General features: G+C 40.7%; 18 protein-coding genes and 1 pseudogene. 5 read left to right on the top strand and 14 right to left on the bottom strand.

Features of this window, described 5'->3' with window-relative positions:
• Positions 1-35: 35 nt before the first annotated feature.
• On the top strand, positions 36-401 hold the full coding sequence (locus DTA23_RS10850) for a winged helix-turn-helix transcriptional regulator (protein ID WP_112374699.1): 366 nt from the start codon (positions 36-38) through the stop codon (positions 399-401).
• Here DTA23_RS10850 and DTA23_RS10845 read toward each other — a convergent pair.
• From DTA23_RS10845 to DTA23_RS10830, 4 genes are all read right to left on the bottom strand, one after another.
• The gene (locus DTA23_RS10845; protein ID WP_070560832.1) at positions 390-1,487 is read right to left on the bottom strand and encodes a DUF2891 domain-containing protein; all 1,098 of its coding nucleotides are present in this window, start codon (positions 1,485-1,487) and stop codon (positions 390-392) included. The two genes, DTA23_RS10850 and DTA23_RS10845, sit on opposite strands and share 12 nt — an antisense overlap.
• Positions 1,488-1,519: 32 nt before the next feature.
• Positions 1,520-2,209 (bottom strand): SIR2 family NAD-dependent protein deacylase, encoded by a 690-nt coding sequence (locus DTA23_RS10840; protein WP_046676258.1) that lies wholly within the window; start codon positions 2,207-2,209, stop codon positions 1,520-1,522.
• Positions 2,210-2,291: 82 nt separating this feature from the next.
• Entirely contained in the window at positions 2,292-2,747 is a 456-nt protein-coding gene (locus DTA23_RS10835; RefSeq protein WP_112374698.1) for a hypothetical protein, read from the bottom strand.
• A gap of 174 nt (positions 2,748-2,921) precedes the next feature.
• Positions 2,922-4,760, bottom strand: coding sequence for an alpha-L-fucosidase (locus tag DTA23_RS10830; protein ID WP_112374697.1), 1,839 nt, complete (start codon positions 4,758-4,760; stop codon positions 2,922-2,924).
• A gap of 428 nt (positions 4,761-5,188) precedes the next feature.
• Between DTA23_RS10830 and rnhA the strand changes: the two genes are divergently transcribed.
• A complete protein-coding gene (gene rnhA, locus DTA23_RS10825; protein WP_112374834.1) occupies positions 5,189-5,683 on the top strand; it encodes a ribonuclease HI in 495 nt (164 codons plus the stop codon).
• 45 nt (positions 5,684-5,728) lie between these two features.
• Here the strand turns inward: rnhA and trxB are convergent.
• From trxB to DTA23_RS10790, 7 genes and pseudogenes are all read right to left on the bottom strand, one after another.
• A pseudogene (gene trxB / locus DTA23_RS10820) lies at positions 5,729-6,686 on the bottom strand (thioredoxin-disulfide reductase).
• Between the two features lie 28 nt (positions 6,687-6,714).
• Positions 6,715-7,671, bottom strand: coding sequence for a 3'-5' exonuclease (locus tag DTA23_RS10815; protein WP_112374696.1), 957 nt, complete (start codon positions 7,669-7,671; stop codon positions 6,715-6,717).
• Between the two features lie 71 nt (positions 7,672-7,742).
• A complete protein-coding gene (locus DTA23_RS10810) occupies positions 7,743-9,065 on the bottom strand; it encodes a M16 family metallopeptidase (protein ID WP_112374695.1) in 1,323 nt (440 codons plus the stop codon).
• Entirely contained in the window at positions 9,055-10,314 is a 1,260-nt protein-coding gene (locus DTA23_RS10805; RefSeq protein ID WP_112374694.1) for a M16 family metallopeptidase, read from the bottom strand. Before DTA23_RS10805 ends, DTA23_RS10810 begins: the two co-directional genes overlap by 11 nt.
• A gap of 20 nt (positions 10,315-10,334) precedes the next feature.
• On the bottom strand, positions 10,335-11,231 hold the full coding sequence (hemF, locus tag DTA23_RS10800; RefSeq protein ID WP_070560847.1) for an oxygen-dependent coproporphyrinogen oxidase: 897 nt from the start codon (positions 11,229-11,231) through the stop codon (positions 10,335-10,337).
• 19 nt (positions 11,232-11,250) lie between these two features.
• Positions 11,251-12,255, bottom strand: a complete 1,005-nt coding sequence (locus DTA23_RS10795; RefSeq protein WP_070560849.1) for an NAD(P)H-dependent glycerol-3-phosphate dehydrogenase — start codon at positions 12,253-12,255, stop codon at positions 11,251-11,253.
• Between the two features lie 88 nt (positions 12,256-12,343).
• Positions 12,344-12,679 carry a Rieske (2Fe-2S) protein gene (locus tag DTA23_RS10790; RefSeq protein ID WP_112374693.1) on the bottom strand — a complete coding sequence of 112 codons (336 nt, stop codon included), beginning with the start codon at positions 12,677-12,679 and terminating at the stop codon, positions 12,344-12,346.
• Positions 12,680-12,747: 68 nt separating this feature from the next.
• Here DTA23_RS10790 and ychF point away from each other — a divergent pair, with 68 nt between their 5' ends.
• Positions 12,748-13,848, top strand: coding sequence for a redox-regulated ATPase YchF (gene ychF, locus DTA23_RS10785; protein ID WP_112374692.1), 1,101 nt, complete (start codon positions 12,748-12,750; stop codon positions 13,846-13,848).
• A gap of 144 nt (positions 13,849-13,992) precedes the next feature.
• Positions 13,993-15,528, top strand: coding sequence for an IS1182 family transposase (locus DTA23_RS10780; RefSeq protein ID WP_112373764.1), 1,536 nt, complete (start codon positions 13,993-13,995; stop codon positions 15,526-15,528).
• A gap of 141 nt (positions 15,529-15,669) precedes the next feature.
• Here the strand turns inward: DTA23_RS10780 and DTA23_RS10775 are convergent, their stop codons facing one another.
• Complete coding sequence (locus DTA23_RS10775; protein ID WP_046676248.1) at positions 15,670-15,966, bottom strand: YgaP family membrane protein; 297 nt, start codon at positions 15,964-15,966, stop codon at positions 15,670-15,672.
• A gap of 135 nt (positions 15,967-16,101) precedes the next feature.
• Between DTA23_RS10775 and DTA23_RS10770 the strand changes: the two genes are divergently transcribed.
• Positions 16,102-16,947: an ATP cone domain-containing protein gene (locus DTA23_RS10770; protein ID WP_112374691.1), complete on the top strand. Its 846-nt coding sequence runs from the start codon at positions 16,102-16,104 to the stop codon at positions 16,945-16,947.
• A 73-nt stretch (positions 16,948-17,020) separates the two neighbouring features.
• Here the strand turns inward: DTA23_RS10770 and DTA23_RS30355 are convergent, their stop codons facing one another.
• Positions 17,021-17,173, bottom strand: coding sequence for a hypothetical protein (locus DTA23_RS30355; RefSeq protein ID WP_370445086.1), 153 nt, complete (start codon positions 17,171-17,173; stop codon positions 17,021-17,023).
• The gene (ispE, locus tag DTA23_RS10765; protein WP_370445085.1) at positions 17,170-17,835 is read right to left on the bottom strand and encodes a 4-(cytidine 5'-diphospho)-2-C-methyl-D-erythritol kinase; all 666 of its coding nucleotides are present in this window, start codon (positions 17,833-17,835) and stop codon (positions 17,170-17,172) included. Before ispE ends, DTA23_RS30355 begins: the two co-directional genes overlap by 4 nt.
• Position 17,836 lies beyond the last annotated feature (1 nt).

The following is a 17,836-nucleotide window of genomic DNA, read 5'->3' as shown; positions in this document are numbered from 1 at the left end:
ATACAAGATTGTATGATACCAACAAAAAAGTTTGTATGAACCCGCGAAAAGAGAATTCAACCAATCACATTAATGAGCTATACTGGAAAGACCGTTGTGGTATTGCATTTACCTTGGCCACCATAGGTGGCAGATGGAAAATCAATATCCTTTCCTATTTGCTAAATGAAGGTAAACTCCGCTATAGTGAGTTGCGGAAAAGACTCGTGGGAATATCTGAACGTATGCTGATCGCCAAATTAAAGGAACTGGAGCATGACAAGCTGATTAATAGAATTGTATACCAGCAAGTTCCCCCAAAGGTAGAATATGAATTAACCGAGCTCGGCCGTTCGCTCGAGGAAATATTAAACCTAATGGATAAATGGGGAGAAGATAATCTCCCCGAATCAATGCTTTGATAGTGCATAGAGTGCAAAAGTACCTAACCAATGTGACCCCATGTAATCATCCTTGGTTGTAATATTGGGCAAAGAATACTTTAAATGTTTATTCGCCAACCTATGCAAATAACTTAATTCAGGCAGCGCTTTGGCGATACCGTTTAAACAGTTGGCGCGACTAAAATTAAGTCCATCCAGATGGACCAAATGTCCGTCGGTTCGATCTTTCACGATTCCTGGTTCTAAATTGAAATCGGGATTAAACAGATCTGGCATAAAATCCTTTAACCATTTACGGTAATCCTCCTGTTGCAGCACCATACTCATACAAAGGGCTTCTTCAAGACAAGGAGAAAGAAAATCGCTTCCACTTGGCTCAAAAGAAATGTTGCAGCTCTTATCCTGACTGTATAAACGAGAAGCATTCGTCATTAATGATTTTTCAAACGTCACATTTCCCGTGCTTCTTGCATAGTCCAGGGACAGCGAAAGGCCAAAGGCAGAATTATCATGATAGCCTGTCCTGATCGGATAGACCAATTTGGGCAAATATTCCTGATACGATTTTACCACATGTTTCACCAACGGTTCAAGATTCGATGCCCAGCGTTTTGCATCGGCATCTTCCCAAGTTAATAATTCCTTCTGCAGCTGCAACAACCAAGCCCAGCCATACGTACGCTCAAAGTTCTTATTGTTCTTATCTTGAAAGAAATCTAATTCAACAGCCACATTTTCTGCTGTAATATTTCGGTTCAATTGGCGTCGAATTTCACCTGAGCTATCCAAATTTGGAAATTCCTTCAAAATATGCACAATTGACCAATACCCGTGTACAGAAGAATGCCAGTCAAAACAACCGTAAAAAATTGGATGCAATGTACGCGGTGCTTTTAGATCACCATCACTACCGAGTACCTGTCCCAGCTTATTGGGATATTCCACTTCGATGCAATGCAGTGGCAAACTGAGCAGATGCTTGGCCTGAACGCTATCCAAGGTTAGAGGCTGATCATTTGAACTCGTATTTACTTTGATCGCTGAATTATTTTGACATGCAACAAAAGCAACGGACATGCAAAGAAGCCCTATTATTTTCTTCATAAACCCTTATTTTATAAACGACTATATAACATTTAATTAAGTAATTGTTCTACCAGTTCAGGAACAGCTATGGTCGCCGATTCTTCAAAACACTGTATATTACGTAAAGCGTTGTCATGAGGAATCTTTTTGTCAATTAAAAACGATTTACAGTGACTAGGCGCAAATTCTTTAAGTCCCGCAGCGGGATAAACCTGTAGGGAGGTCCCCACAATAATCAAAATATCGGCCTTCGAAACCAGGCTTATCGCTTCCTCAATGGCCGGCACAGCCTCTCCAAACCAGACTATATTTGGCCTCAGCTGACTACCCTTCTCACAAAGATCGCCCATTTTGATCTCATCACCAACAATGGGATACACCAAACGGTCATCGACAGATGACTTCGACTGATCCAGGCGTCCGTGCAAATGAACGATATGGGATGAACCTGCCTGTTCATGCAGTAGATCTACATTCTGCGTCACAATACTCACCCGGTATGCTGATTCCAATTTTACCAGCGCATAATGAGCCGCATTTGCCTGTGCGACCAAAGCGGCTTTCCGTCTCAGATTATAAAACTCCTGCACCAAGGCTGGATTTTTATGCCAACCTTCAATGGAAGCAACTTCCATGACGTCATGTCCTTCCCACAATCCATTGGCATCCCTAAAGGTAGGTATACCGCTTTCAGCCGAAATACCGGCCCCCGTCAATACAACGATATTTTTCTTTTCCATCTTAAATCTATTTGTTGCACCATTGTATAGTTAAGATTGACTTTTGATATGACCTTCATCATGTCTGTAGGCCTGATCTAGATCATTCATTTATCAACAAAGATGCATAATTATCCGGCAGCTCGAGTCGGATCGAATCTTTACTCAAGGCTGCCTTACGGTTCATATCATCAAAAGAACGTTGGTAATACACAAAAGCGCTATTTGGTATATGCAGTTCACTGGCTTTCTGCACGTTGAATACATAGCGATTATTTTTTAATTTGACATGCTGATAAATCCGATAAGTAACAACTTGAATCTGTACCTTATCAAATTTCGGAATGACCTTTAAATCAGCCGGTTCATGAAAGTATTTATCATTGAAATACATAAATTCATTTGACTCTGCTAATGTTGCTAGAGCTAACCTTCCATTGACCACTTCATTCACTAACGAATCTGCCCGCAATCGCTCGGATTTACTTCCGTCACCGGAAGAACAACAAACACAAAGAAGAGCAAAAATTGGGATCAAAACAGCTTTGATTGGATTCATAGGCCTAAGTTATAATAAAAAATGCTTTTGCGCCACAATTCAGGAGAAAATGCACCGAATACCGAAAGAAAATGGATCAGAATTAATAAATCAGCATAGTTTATATCTCGCAAAAAAGCCCAGGATATTTTGTTATCCCAGGCTTTTTTTCAACGCTAATTGCTATCCGACCTCTTAAAGGTTATTTTCGATAGCGCCCACTTTCTCGCGATATAGTTGTATTGGCGCATCCAACAAAACAGCAATAACTGTCATATTTTTATCCAAGCGCTCTGCTGGTGCCTGAATGTAGATAATACCCGGGATGCTACTCCAATAAAGCTTATTGAAAATCTCATGATTTATCATGGAGCCCTCACCGACCACGCGGATCCTGGCGACTCCATTTTTAACACCTTTTAGTGCAATAGGACCCGTAGGTTTTCCCTCGACAAACAGATACAATGTCTGGCGATCTTTAGAGAGCGCGCTTAGTCCTTCATAATGTCCTTCAGGTAAGCCTTTTCCAGTCTCATAAAGTGCTTCGGCATGATCCTTAATCCACTTTAATACCGTTGGATTAGTCGCATTACTACTTGGCAATTTGGTCTCTAAGCCATCCACGGTCAATCCGGAATTATCAAAGATATTTTTTCCGGCATGCAGTGTTGAAGCGATCTGACCTAAAGCACGACCTGTCAACTTATTATCCAGTACAAATTTCAACGTAACTTCAGTATCTTGCGGTGCAGTCCAACGAAGCGCCTCCGCAAAGGTTAGTGCAATCACAGTGACGTCCTGATCAAAGTTTACTTTCGTTAAATCGACTTGAACGGTTCCGTTTTCAGACTTAACGTTCACTTTCGCGGATGCATCACCAACAACTGAGACTTCTTTAATGGCTGTATGATTGACCAAACCTCTGAGCTGCAATTCGGGTTTCTGTTCGTATACATACAGATAAAGTGTCTTTCCGTCCTTTGATAAAGCAGATTTCCCGCCGTAGTTCACAAATGGAATACCGGCTCTTGTACCGTAGATCGCAGCTGCATGCTTATGTGTCCATCGCCCCAGCTGTTTCAAAATATTTAATTGTTCCTCAGGGATCGTTCCATCTGCCTTTGGACCGATATCCAACAATAGGTTTCCACCCATGGAAATACAATCTACCAACGTTCGAATGATCATATTCGGTGATTTGTACTTTTTATCAAAGGGTTGATAGCCCCAAGAATCATTCATGGTATAACAGAGTTCCCAAAATTTAGCATCAGGACGGGTTACTGGAATCCCTTGCTCAGGTGTATCGTAATCTCCATGATGATTCAATCGCGAGTTTATAATAATATTCGGATTATACTTCCGCAAAAGATTCAAGGTCTCTTTAGCTTTCCACTCCTCGGCACTATGCTCCCAATCCCCGTCAAACCAAAGTAATTCGGGCTTATACTGTTCGGATAGCTCAGTCAATTGCTTCTGGTAATATTTTACATAATTATCCCAACGAGAAGGCTCACTTTTCAATTCATAACCTTTTCGATTGCGCGTAAAAACATCGTAATAAGGATGGCTCCAATCGGGCAAAGAATAATACAGTCCAGTATGCAAGCCTTCTTCTTGTATGGCTTTCACAAATGGTGTGATTACATCCTGTTTGGCAGCTGCGTCTTGTAATGTCGTGATCGCTTTATCAGCCTTCGTATTCCACATCGAGATCCCGTCATGGTGTTTGGTCGTAATCACCGTGTATTTCGCACCGGCTTCTTTGATCAATTTGGCCCATTCCTTCGGTCTATAATCCTTTGCTGTAAAACCATTCAGTTGCTTGATATAATTGTCATGGTTGATGTAATTATTGAAGAATGACCAAGATTCTGATATTCCATCGACAGAATAAATCCCCCAGTGAATAAAAATACCCAGTTTGGCATCTTCAAACCAATCCATTTTTTGCGGTGATACATTGTTCTGCGCTGAAACGTTTAAGCACGCGGACGCCAAAAGAACAAAAAGAGAAATCTTTCGAAACTTCATAAGCTATTTTATCGATTACATAACGAGTTTAAGCCGGCAAAATACACATAAATCAGCACAATCCAATTATGTAAGGGATAAATTACGTTGGAGAGCGGCTGAAATCTATCATCATACTTCGCTTAGCTTAAGCTTAAAACACAAAGGGAATATTTCTATTATTTAAACGGATCTCATAGGGACTTTATAGGGACCTCATTCGGACCTCATTCGGATAAAGCCGTGTAAAGTCCCTTTTAAACACCTATAAAGTCAGTCTTAAATACCTATGAATTTTGATGCTTGTAGCACTATGCCCTATCGTTGGATTGATTGAACATGTCGCAGTGTTAAAATTCTTCTACTTCGAGCATCAAAATATGGACTAGTCTTGATCATTTTTACCTGTTTGTATGTGCTTACAAAAACTTCATGTATATTTGGCCGGTATGATCGAATTATATACAGATGGGGCTTCAAGTGGAAATCCGGGCCCTGGAGGTTACGGAACCATCTTAAGAACTATTTATACAGGCGATAATGAAGCCTTTAAAGGTAAACTGATCGAGAAAGAGTTTTCGGGCGGTTACCGCAAAACGACTAACAACAGGATGGAATTGATGGCTGTGATCGTCGGCCTCGAGGCATTGAAAAATCTACAGCAACATGTTACCGTGTATTCTGACTCCAAATACGTCATTGACGCCATTGATAAGAAATGGGTATATGGTTGGATACAAAAAGGTTTTGCGGGAAAAAAGAACAAAGATCTTTGGTTGCGCTTAATGAACGCCTATAAGCTCCATACCGTACGCCTTGTATGGGTAAAAGGCCATGCTGGGCATCCGTTAAATGAGCGCTGTGATCGTTTAGCTGTCGCAGCATCCAAAGATAAGGCAAATTGGAAAATCGATAGTGTTTTTGAAATGGAAGAAGGTAAATAAAAACGGGGCATTGTACAATGCCCCGTTTTTATTATTTCCATGCGATTATTCGCCGCTTTCCTTAGCTGCTAAGTATCTTTCAGCTTCCAAAGCTGCCATACAACCTGTACCTGCAGCAGTGATTGCCTGACGGAAGATGTTATCCTGAACATCACCACAAGCAAAAACACCCGGGATATTTGTTGCAGTACTATCTGGTTTTGTAATTAAATAACCTGTTTCATCCATATCCAATACACCTGTGAAAAGCTCGGTATTAGGCTTATGCCCAATAGCAACGAAGAAACCTGTTACTTCGATATCTTTTTCAGACTGGTCTTTATTGTTTACAACACGTATTCCGGTCACCACCTGACCATCTCCTAGGACTTCTTTTGCCTCAGAATTGTAGTGAACTTCGATATTTGGTGTATTCATAACGCGATGTACCATTGCTTTAGAAGCACGAAACTCGTCACGGCGAACCAACATATGTACTTTTGAGCATAATTTTGCAAGATATGTTGCTTCTTCTGCCGCTGTATCCCCAGCACCTACAATAGCAACCTCTTGGTTTTTTAAAGAAGAACCCATCACATACAGCACATGCTGAAACACCAAAACCATTGTATTTTTGTTCAGATTCCAAGCCTAACCATTTTGCTGTGGCTCCTGTCGCAATAATCACTGTATCTGCGGTAACTTGTACTGTTCCATCGATCTCAACACGGTGTACCTCACCTGTAAAATCCACTTTAGTCACATATCCAAAACGCACTGAAGTTCCGAAGCGTTCAGCTTGCTCGCGCAAATCTTCCATCATCACTGGTCCAGTGATGCCTTTTGGATAACCAGGGAAATTGTCCACCTCAGTTGTTTGAGTCAACTGTCCCCCTGGCACAATACCGGTATAAACGACTGGTTTCATATCCGCACGGGCTGCGTAAATCGCGGCAGTATAACCTGCTGGTCCCGAACCAATAATCAAACACTGTACATGTTCCACTTCTTGTTTGAATTCCATAATCCTTTTTCTAAGCTATTAATTAACGTTATTTTTTAAATTTATCTTGCAATCCTTTCAGCATATCCAAAGAAATGTTCTGCGGCGCTTCTTCTTTTTGTTGATTGAATTCCTTTTTCGCAAGTTTTTTATCTTCTACAGAATGGGTGGCTGCAGCTGCTTTTGCCTTTTGCTCACTCTTTTCCTTTTTATACCGATTCCAGATATTCTCCAAGACCTTCTTGGTATACAATGGAAAATCACCATTCTGCATCCATGCGTAGTAACTGGGCTCTTGCTCAAATACTTCTATAACAGGTCTTCCTTTATGTTTACCAAAATTAATCGTTTCCAATCCCTCGGCATTATAGACGAGACGTCCGGCAAAATCTACAGGCTTACTTAGGTTGGTAAACGTATGCAACGCCTCAACATCGTTTACCACAGGATAAGATACTGTCCCATGTTTATCTTCGAATGCTGCACCCTCATATTTTGTCAGCTGCGCTTTCAAGACCTCATATGTGGCACGAACATCCGCTTCCGCTGTATGCGCATTTTCAAGATTTTCGTTGCAATAAAACTTGTATGCAGCTTTCAGCGTACGTTGTTCCATCTGATGGAAGATATTTTGAACATCCACAAATGCTCTACCTCCCAATGAAAAATCAACACCTGCCCGTAAAAACTCTTCCATAAGCATTGGGACATCGAATTTATTGGAATTATAGCCCGCGAGATCTCCATCGGCAATAAAAGCCGCAAGTTCCACTGCGATTGCTTTAAAATTAGGAGCATCCTTCACATCTTCATCATAAATGCCGTGAAAAAAAGAGGATTCCGCAGGGATAGGCACTTCTGGATTGATCTTCTTTGTATAGACTGTTTCTTCACCACTGGGCATCACTTTCAGAAATGATACTTCCACAATACGATCGGTCGCTACATTAACACCTGTAGTTTCCAAATCGAAAAATACCAATGGTCTTTTTAATTTTAATTCCATGCTGGATAATACACTTTTTTATCAAAAACCAAAAATACAAAGTAGTATTCGATTTTTGTAGTCTAAGAAATTTAATTTACAACCGCTTGATGAACTGGTTCTACTTGACTAATTTTCCCAACAACAACCTTCACCATGGCATCGTAGTCCAAGTATTTATTGGCATGATGCTGCACCTTCTCGGGCGACATATTTCTGATCTGTTCCATATAATAGGAATAATAGTTCAATGTCATCCCATTTAACAAAACACTTTTGAACTTGTCGGCATGCGAAAAGATACTTTCCAACGAACCCAACATAGAACCTTCCATATAGGTCTTCACAAGATTGACCTCATCCTCGGAGGCCAAAGTTGTTTTCAACAAATTGATCTCCTTTTCTATTTCAGTCAACGTGGCCTGTGTTACATCTACCCCAACTTCAGTTACAATGGTCATAAAACCAGTATGTTTCAAGGTAGCAACAGCCGAACCAATGCTATAGGTATACCCTTTTTCTTCTCGGATATTGCGCATTAGGCGGGAACCGAAAAAACCACCTAATAATGTGTTGACAAATTGTAATGCCGGATAATCGGGATGTTCCCTTCCAATTGTCTGACAGCCTAACCGAATGGCAGACTGCAAGGCATTATCTTTTTCCTCATAAGCCAGGTTATTTGAACCTTGCACCAAAACTGGGACTTCCGAAGGAGATACAGCAGCTGCTCCTTGCCAATCGACACCGAAGATTTGCTCCAACTCCTGCAAAAGCTCTTCAGAAACATTACCTGAAACAATTAATGTACAATTGGTAGGAACAATTTCCCTACGGTACAATTCGATCAGCTGCGCACGCGTAATTGCATCGTAGTCTGTTAGTTTTGGTGTACGCCCATAACGATTGTTCTCACCAAAGATCAAATTGTAAAATTTGCGTCTCGCCAGATAATCATTTTTCTGAATAGAAACTTGAAACTTTTGCTTGTTATTACGCAAATAGGTATCTAACTCCTGTTGCGGAATCGATGCTTCCGTCAGAATATCTTTTACAAGCGGCAAGAGTACTTGACTATGTCTATTCAATGTATAAAGCGACAAAGAAGTTACGTCAAAAGAATATTCAGGAACAAGAAATGCTCCGTAGAAATCCACTTTATCTGCAATCTCTGCACTCGACATGGTCTTTGTCCCCTCCTTAAGCAATGCACTTAAAGTACTATTTAACAACGGATTTTCAGCCGCACCGTCAAGATAGGTATTCTCAAAGATCCATTCTATCCGTACCAGCTCCTGCTCGGGCGACTGGAATACATAGACAGGCAATCCGTTTGCAAACTGCTTCTTGATTGGTTCTTTCAAACTTATATTTCCAATTTCACGGAACTCGGGTGCTTTTGTTCTATCCAACATGTACAGCCTCCTCTTGTTTTGATTTATACATTAATATAGAAGCATTCTCCGGTCTAAAAATAACCTGAGCTTGCTGTTGAACTTCCTCAGCACTCACCTTCAAATATTTTGAAACCTCTGTGTTAATGCCGTCTGCATCCCCCAGCAACTCATGGAAAGCCAAGTTCATGGCTTTATCCAAAATTGATAGTTCTGCAAAAACATTTGTCGATTCGATCTTATTCTTCACTTTTTCCAATTCAGCTGCAGGCACCAACTCGGATTTTATGACCTCCAATTCTGCCCACACCGCACGTTCAGCTTCCTCTAGCGAGATGCCTTCCGATGGTTTTCCTTCAATAACAAAGAGGTTATTGTCGATACTTCCCATCACATAAGCATTTATTTCACTAAATAACTGCCCCTCTTTTACCAATCGACGATACAAACGTGAAGAAGAGCCCCTCGATAAAATGTCCGACAGAAGATCCATTGCAAAATACCCCTCTTCCAATCGAGCAGGTCCATGAAATGCCATATAAAGCGCATCCAAAGGCACCTCTGCCCAAGTCGTTTCACGCCTAATCTTATCTTGCGCGGGTTCTTTAGGCAATTGGCGATTGTATTTTTCGCCTGCCTCAATATCGCCAAACCATTTTTCGGTCAAAGCTTTTACTTCCTCAAAATGCACATCCCCAGAAACGACCATAATTGCGCTCTGCGGATTATAATGCAACTTGAAAAAAGCTTTAACATCTTCCATTGTAGCCTCTTCAATATGGCTCAGTTCTTTTCCGATGGTTGCCCAACGATACGGATGTACCTGATAGGCTAATGGACGTAATTTTAGCCAAGCGTCACCATAAGGCTGATTCAAATAACGCTGTTTGAATTCTTCACTCACGACATTCCGCTGCACTTCGAGGCTTTGTTCGGAAAAAGCCAAACTTAACATCCGGTCCGACTCCAACCACAATGCCGTTTCTAGATTTGAAGAGGGTAAAGTGATGTAATAATTTGTAATATCGTTGCTGGTGAATGCATTATTCTCGCCACCCACTTTTTGTAATTCGGTATCGAAATTAGGAATATTGATACTTCCACCAAACATCAGGTGTTCAAATAAGTGTGCAAATCCGGTCTGTTCCGGCGATTCATCCCTTGCTCCCACATCGTACAAGATATTGACGCAGGCCATGGCTGTATTATGATCCTCGTGTACCAATACACGTAGGCCGTTTTCCAACGTAAATTTTTGATAAGAAACCATCTATTTTTTCTTCGATGTTTTTAAATCCAGTTAATACCTTTTCGCAATAAAGATAAGGTTTTGGCTTCTTCGGAGCCTTCTTCAGGACGATAGTCATATACCCAATTGGCTTGGGCTGGTAGACTCATCAATATGGACTCAATCCGACCATTCGTTTCAAGTCCAAATTTAGTCCCCGAATCCCATACGAGGTTAAATTCGACATAGCGTCCGCGACGGATCAATTGCCAATTTTTCTGTTGATCTGTAAAGGTTTTATGTCGATTTTTCTCCACCAATGCAGTGTAGGTTGGTGCAAACGTGCGTCCAAGGTCACAGGAAAAAGCAAAAATATCTTCCATGCTCACCCCCGTTTTTTCAGTATTCAACTTATCGTAAAATACACCTCCTATGCCACGTGTTTCCTGGCGATGTCTGATATAAAAATAATCATCCGCCCAATTTTTAAACTTTTCATAGTAGGTAGAATCATGTCTATCACAGACATCTTTCAGCTGCTGATGAAAATAACGCGCATCCTCTTCATCGATATAATGCGGCGTCAAATCAATACCGCCGCCAAACCAACGAATCTGATCGTTCAGTTCAAAATAGCGGATATTCATGTGTATAATAGGTACGAAGGGATTGTTTGGATGGATTACAATGGAAACTCCTGTCGCAAAAAAATCATCTTCTTCCACCGCAAATGACTTTTTGATCGCTTCAGGTAATTTGCCATACACAGACGAAAAGTTAACGCCTCCTTTTTCAAAAATTTGACCATTTTGAATGATCCTGGTGCGACCGCCACCGCCGCCTTCACGCTCCCACAATTCTTCTTCAAAGCGTGCCGATCCGTCTAATTTCTCCAGCGCCTGACATATTTCGTCCTGAATTTCTTTATAAGCTAAAGCAATCGCTTCTTTTGTTATCATCTACTCTATTGCTACTTTATTATGTTAATTTTTCGCTCAATGCTTGAATAATTTTAGATGCAGGGAGGTGTTCATACAAAATTTGATGCACGGCATCGCATATTGGCAATTCCACCGCATATTTTTTCGCATACTCTTGAATACATGCCGATGCGTAATACCCTTCAGCCACCATATTCATTTCCAACTGCGCAGATTGTACACTGTAGCCCTTTCCGATCATATTACCAAAGGTTCTATTTCGGCTAAATTGGGAATAGGCTGTTACCAAAAGATCCCCTAAATAAGCCGAAGTATTCACATCCCTTGACGTATCACCATCTACTTTACCTACAAAACGACGCATTTCGCGAATTGCATTGGAGACCAGCACAGCCTGAAAATTATCACCGTAACCTAAGCCGTGACAGATACCTCCAGCTAACGCATAGATGTTTTTCAATACTGCACCAAATTCTATTCCGAGTACATCTTCCGAAAGAATCGTCTTGATAACCCTTGACGACAGAAAGGAAGCAACCAATGCTGCACTATCCAGGTTCTTACAGCCGAAAGTTAAATAAGACAATTTGCCTAAGGCAACTTCCTCCGCATGGCAGGGACCACCAACCACACAGATCTGTTCAATATCGACCTCATAGCGTTGCTCCAAAAACTCACCGATAATCAAATTATCTTTGGGAATAATCCCCTTGATGGCTGAAACAACAATTTTATTTCTAAAATCTTCCTTCGTCACATTGGCCAGTGCATCCTTCAAATAGGCCGCAGGCGTATTTAAAATGACAATATCTGAATTAGTAATTACATTTTTAGCATCGGTATCAATCGTCGTAATACTAAGATCAACCGAAACACTGCTCAGGTAAGTCGGGTTATGTTTGAATTTTTGAATATATTCTGCATCCTCTTCCTTTCTTACCCACCAAAAAATATGCTTGTCTTGGTCATTTTCACATAGCATCTTGATCATAGCAGTAGCCCAACTTCCGCTACCAATTATACCAATCTTTTTCCCCTGCATGTCTTTAATTTGTTTTCGACAGCAAATATACTTATTTACTAACGAGATATACGATTCACGCGGTGAGATATGATACTTTCGTTACTTTTTAAGCAAATAAACGCTCCCAGAAGCCTAATTCCAAGCCAACATAATAATCGTTGTTTTCGAATTTTATGGGGTAAACGCGAATAAAATCATGCTGTTCGGGATTACCTCTTCCCGACACCAGATCGAATTCATGGCGATGAAAAGGACAGATTACTTTGCCACGTTCACACCAGCCATTTTTCAATGGTGCCCCAGCATGTGGACATTTAGGCGAGAAAGCATAGAGTTGGTCTTCGTGCCAGGTAATACAAATAATTTTTCCACCGAATTTATGTTCGCTGATGCCCTGATTTTTAAGAAAATCGGCATGTTCAATTTTGTACCAATGAACCATTCGACAAGATAGCTAAAAATTACAGTGAATTTTCTATCTTTGTGCAATTTCAAAAATTTGCACTATATATGGCTTTACAATGCGGTATCGTAGGTTTACCAAACGTCGGTAAATCAACATTATTTAACTGTTTGTCGAACGCGAAGGCGCAAGCGGCTAACTTTCCATTTTGTACAATTGAACCAAATGTTGGGGTAATTACCGTACCGGATGCCCGTCTCAATAAATTAGCTGAATTAGTCAACCCGCAACGAATTGTTCCAAACACCATCGAGATTGTCGACATCGCCGGTCTTGTGAAAGGAGCTTCAAAAGGTGAAGGCTTAGGCAATCAATTCTTAGGAAATATTCGTACAACAAATGCTATTATTCACGTTTTAAGATGTTTTGACGATGGGAACGTGATCCACGTAGATGGTTCGGTAGACCCAATCAGAGATAAAGAAATCATTGACACCGAATTGCAGCTTAAAGATTTGGACACTGTAGTAAAACGTATCCAGAAGGTAGAAAAAATGGCTAAAACAGGCGGCGATAAAGATGCAAAAAGAACGTTTGACATCCTATCAATCGTCAAAGATCATCTTGAAGCTGGAAAATCCGCCCGTACAGCAGCGATTGAAGCGGAAGATTTTGAGTTTATCCAGGATTTAGCCTTGTTAACAGCCAAACCGGTACTTTATGTATGTAATGTAGACGAAGGTTCTGTTAATACAGGTAACGCTTACGTAGAACGTGTTAAGGAAGCTGTAAAGGATGAAAAAGCCGAGGTATTGATTATCTCAGCACAGATCGAATCTGAAATCGCACAACTGGAAAGCTACGAAGAACGAAAGATGTTTTTAGACGACTTGGGTCTTGAAGAATCTGGCGTACATAAGCTCATCCGCGCTGCATATTCGCTTTTAAATTTGGCGACTTATTTTACCGCTGGTGTACAGGAAGTTCGCGCTTGGACGATTGAGAACGGATTTACAGCCCCTCAGGCTGCAGGTGTAATCCACACAGATTTCGAAAAAGGGTTTATCCGCGCTGAAGTAATCAAGTATGACGATTTTGTCACGCTTGGCTCCGAAAATGCGGTAAAAGAAGCTGGAAAGTTATCGGTGGAAGGAAAAACATATATTGTCCAAGATGGCGATATCATGCACTTCCGTTTTAATGTATAATCATTCCCACCTGTTCAAACAGATAAATACAAAAAAGAGGAGGCTGTCTCAAAAAGGCAGTCTCTTTTTTTGCATTATCTAAGGTTTATTATTTGTTTTAACGGTTTGATTTTCATATATTTATAGTGTAAACAAAAAGGATATATGCCATCTCAAAGAGCTACTTTTAAGCCTTACTATCAGGACCAGATCATGGCCATTCCTCCAACTTTGGACGAACTGGTGTCCAAAGGTCATCCGGTACGTATCGTTAACGATGTAATCAACCGGATCAACATCCAGTCCCTATTGGACGCTTATAAGATAAAAGGCTGCTCCAGTTATCATCCGCAGATGTTGTTGAAAGTTTTGGTGTTTGGCTACGTAAGCAATGTCTACAGCAGTCGCAAATTGGAAACGGCGTGCCGGGAGAACATCAATTTCATGTGGCTGAGCGGCATGAGCTATCCCGACCACAATACCATCAACAGATTTCGAGGCGTTCGTTTGAAAGAAGCACTTCGTAGTGTATTTGAAGAAGTTGTCAAACTCCTATCCGAAGAAGGTCTGCTGAGTATAGAAGATGTTTACACCGATGGCACCAAGATTGAAGCCAATGCTAACAAATACACCTTTGTCTGGAAAAAAGCTATCCAGACCAATAAGGAGAAGATGAAAGCTGCCTTAAAAGATATTTGGGAATACGCCCAAAGTATCGCCAAAGCAGAGGACAACCTTCCGGAACCTCCCGATCTGACAACAATTGACCGCGAAAAAGTTCAGGCTACGGTCGATAACCTGAACCGGGTCTTGTCCGATAAACCTTCGGTAAGCAAGAAGATGAGGGCAAAGTTGCGCTATGCGACTAAAAACTACCCGGCCAAGATTGTTCAATATGAAGAGCAGGAAGTAACGCTTGGAGATAGAAATAGTTATAGCAAGACAGATCCCGATGCTACTTTTATGCGCATGAAAGAGGATCATATGAAAAATGGCCAGCTCAAACCAGGTTATAACATTCAGATATCTACTTCCAATCAATACATCGTCAATTACACCATACATCCCAACCCCACAGATACCACAACGCTACCCGGTCATCTGGCACAACATGAGGCGAGCTTTGGGGAAATACTGAAAACCATTACCGCAGATGCTGGCTATGGCAGCCAGGAGAACTATGCGTTACTAGAAGGGAAAAACATTGGGGCCTATGTGAAATATGGTATGTTTGACAAGGAGCAGAAAAAGAGTTATTCGGGCAAGAAGCCATTCTCCGTTGATAAACTACATTATAACCCTGCAAAAGATTGCTATATCTGTCCAATGGGACAGGAAATGAACTGCATAGGTCTATTTACACAAAAGACCTCCACAGGTTTCGAGCAAAAAATAAAAAGATATCAGGCAAAAAACTGCACAAACTGCCCATTGAACGGTGCTTGCCACAAATCACAGGGCAATAGAATCATCCAGATAAATGAACAGCTTGAGGCTTATAAAGATAGAGCATACGGATTGCTTAACAGCGATGTCGGTATAGCCAAAAGAAAACAGCGATGTCACGATGTCGAACCAGTCTTTGGAAACATAAAACAGAACCACGGGTTCCGAAGATTTATGCTCCGCGGTAAGGAAAAAGTGTCCATAGAATGGGGTTTATTGGCTATAGCGCAAAATCTAAGGAAAAAAGCAGCTTAAAAGCTACTTTTTGTTCTTTTTCTTCCCAAATGAACAGTTCTGTGAAATAATCAACAAACAACTCACAAATCTATCGCATAGCCATATTTAATAAAAAAAGCTGCCTCAATAAATTTGAGACAGCTTCCTCTTTTTTTTGTGTTATTTAACAAAATAGCGGTGTTCAATCACCTCTACTTTTTTGATATCCTTATCTTCCAGCACTTTCTTAACATCACAATGACCAGTTACACCGCGATAGATCAGCGCTCCGCCAAGGGTCAATCCTGATAATCCAGTCAGTGGTGATTTAAAAAGTTTTTTAACACCCAAGCCCAATATGAATCCGCCGGCAATCACCGACAGAACACGCTCAGAGGTGCCAATATTTTCTTCGATACAATCATCTTCGATCTTTGTTTTTATCTTATCAAATGCAAAGTTTAGTAGGTTACTCATAATTATCTCCATTTTATTTATCGTACATGTTATAAACAAATGGTGTCCTAAAAAAGTTTAGGAATAGAATAATAGTTTTTTATGTTGTTTCTCCGACGACATCTCTTATATTCGTATTTAACAAATTAGAGATACATGCAAATTAAAAAATATTCTGGTGAATTGGTACCCTTTAATGGTGAATCGCTACGTCATTCGCTTTCTCGTTCCGGTGCCAATGCTGACCAGGTCAATCAGGTCTACGATAAGGTACTCAACGAAATATATGATGGGATTTCAACAAGAGAACTCTATCAGCTGGCCTTTGATACGTTAAAAACTGTGCGAAATTCTTACGCCGCTCGCTACAGCCTTAAGAAAGCCCTGCGTGAACTTGGCCCCGAAGGTTTCTACTTCGAAAAATACATTGCCCACCTTCTGCGATCCATCGGATATGAAAGCACCACCGGACAGACCGTACAGGGACATGCCGTTTCCCATGAATTGGATGTTGTAGCCTATAAGGACGGTAAACTGATCACCGCCGAATGCAAATTTCGAAACGATATTGACGCAAAAATATCCGTAACGACGCCCATGTATTATCTTTCAAGATTCAAAGATATCAGCAATATCAATTATCAGTTTTTTGGAAAACAGCTGCAGTTTCAAGAAGGCTGGCTGATTACCAATGCATACTTCACCTCCGACTCGATTGATTTTGCCAAATACTATCATATCAACTTGCTTTCTTGGGATTATCCAAAAGAAAATAGCATCAAAAAGAAAGTAGACAAAGCTGTTTTCTATCCGGTCACTTGTCTCACAACTCTTTCCGACCTTGAGGAACAGCAACTGCTCAAAAATCAACTTATTTTGGTAAAAGATATCGTCAGTAATCCCGAAAAATTGGATCTCCTAAACTTAACAAAAGAACGGAAAGAAAAGGTCTTAAACGAGGCTCGCGAACTCATCAACTATCAGGTGGAAGAAGAGTATTAATTATAAAAAAAGGTGTTATGTAACCTGTTTGGACAGCTATACATAACACCTTTTTCAGTAGTCGATATTACTTCTAAAGCTTGGTCGGATAATAGATCTTGCCATATTTCGCAAGTTCGCTTAAATCTGTCTTTTCCCAAAATATACCATAAATGGCTGCTCCGGACCCTGACATAGAAGCGTAAATTGCTCCTTTTTGATATAAAGTTTCTTTGATTTCTTTCAACAAGGGGTAACTTTCGAAAATACCATCCTCAAAATCATTTCGAATATGAAACTTCCACTCTTGGATGGGCAAACGAATCGCTTCTTCCAAATTAACTTCGGTGCCTTAGGTTGCACAGCAGCAAAAGCCTCAGCCGTAGAAATATGAATATTAGGCATAATTACCACAAGATGGTAGCCATCCAGATTTAGATTTAAGTCTTTAAAATCTGTCCCAATACCTGTTGCAAAAACAGGATTATTTGCGATAAAAAAAGGACAATCGGCACCTAGCTTTGCGGCGTATCCCGCCAGCTGCTCTTCAGTAAGATTCAATTGAAAGAGCGTATTGAGTCCTTTCAAAACAAAAGACGCGTCCGCAGAACCGCCGCCTAATCCTGCTCCAATCGGAATTTGTTTGACCAAATCAATGGAAACGGGTGGAATGCCATAATCTTTTTTCAACAATTCAAAAGCTCTTATACAAAGGTTATCATGGAGATTCCCTGGGATACGTTCCCCTTGAATGTTTAGTGTTGTCTCCGCAGCAGTCGTTTCCAATAATTCGATAATATCGTAAATCGGAAGTGGATAGAAAACGCTATTCAGTTCATGATAACCATCCGTACGCTTGGCAATGACTTGCAGCCCAATATTTAGTTTAGCGTTTGCAAAAAGTATCATG

This window comes from Sphingobacterium multivorum (genome assembly GCF_900457465.1).
Classification (GTDB): Bacteria; Bacteroidota; Bacteroidia; order Sphingobacteriales; family Sphingobacteriaceae; genus Sphingobacterium; species Sphingobacterium multivorum.
Note: the sequence above shows the minus strand (reverse complement) of the source record. Positions and strands in the feature narration are given on the sequence as shown.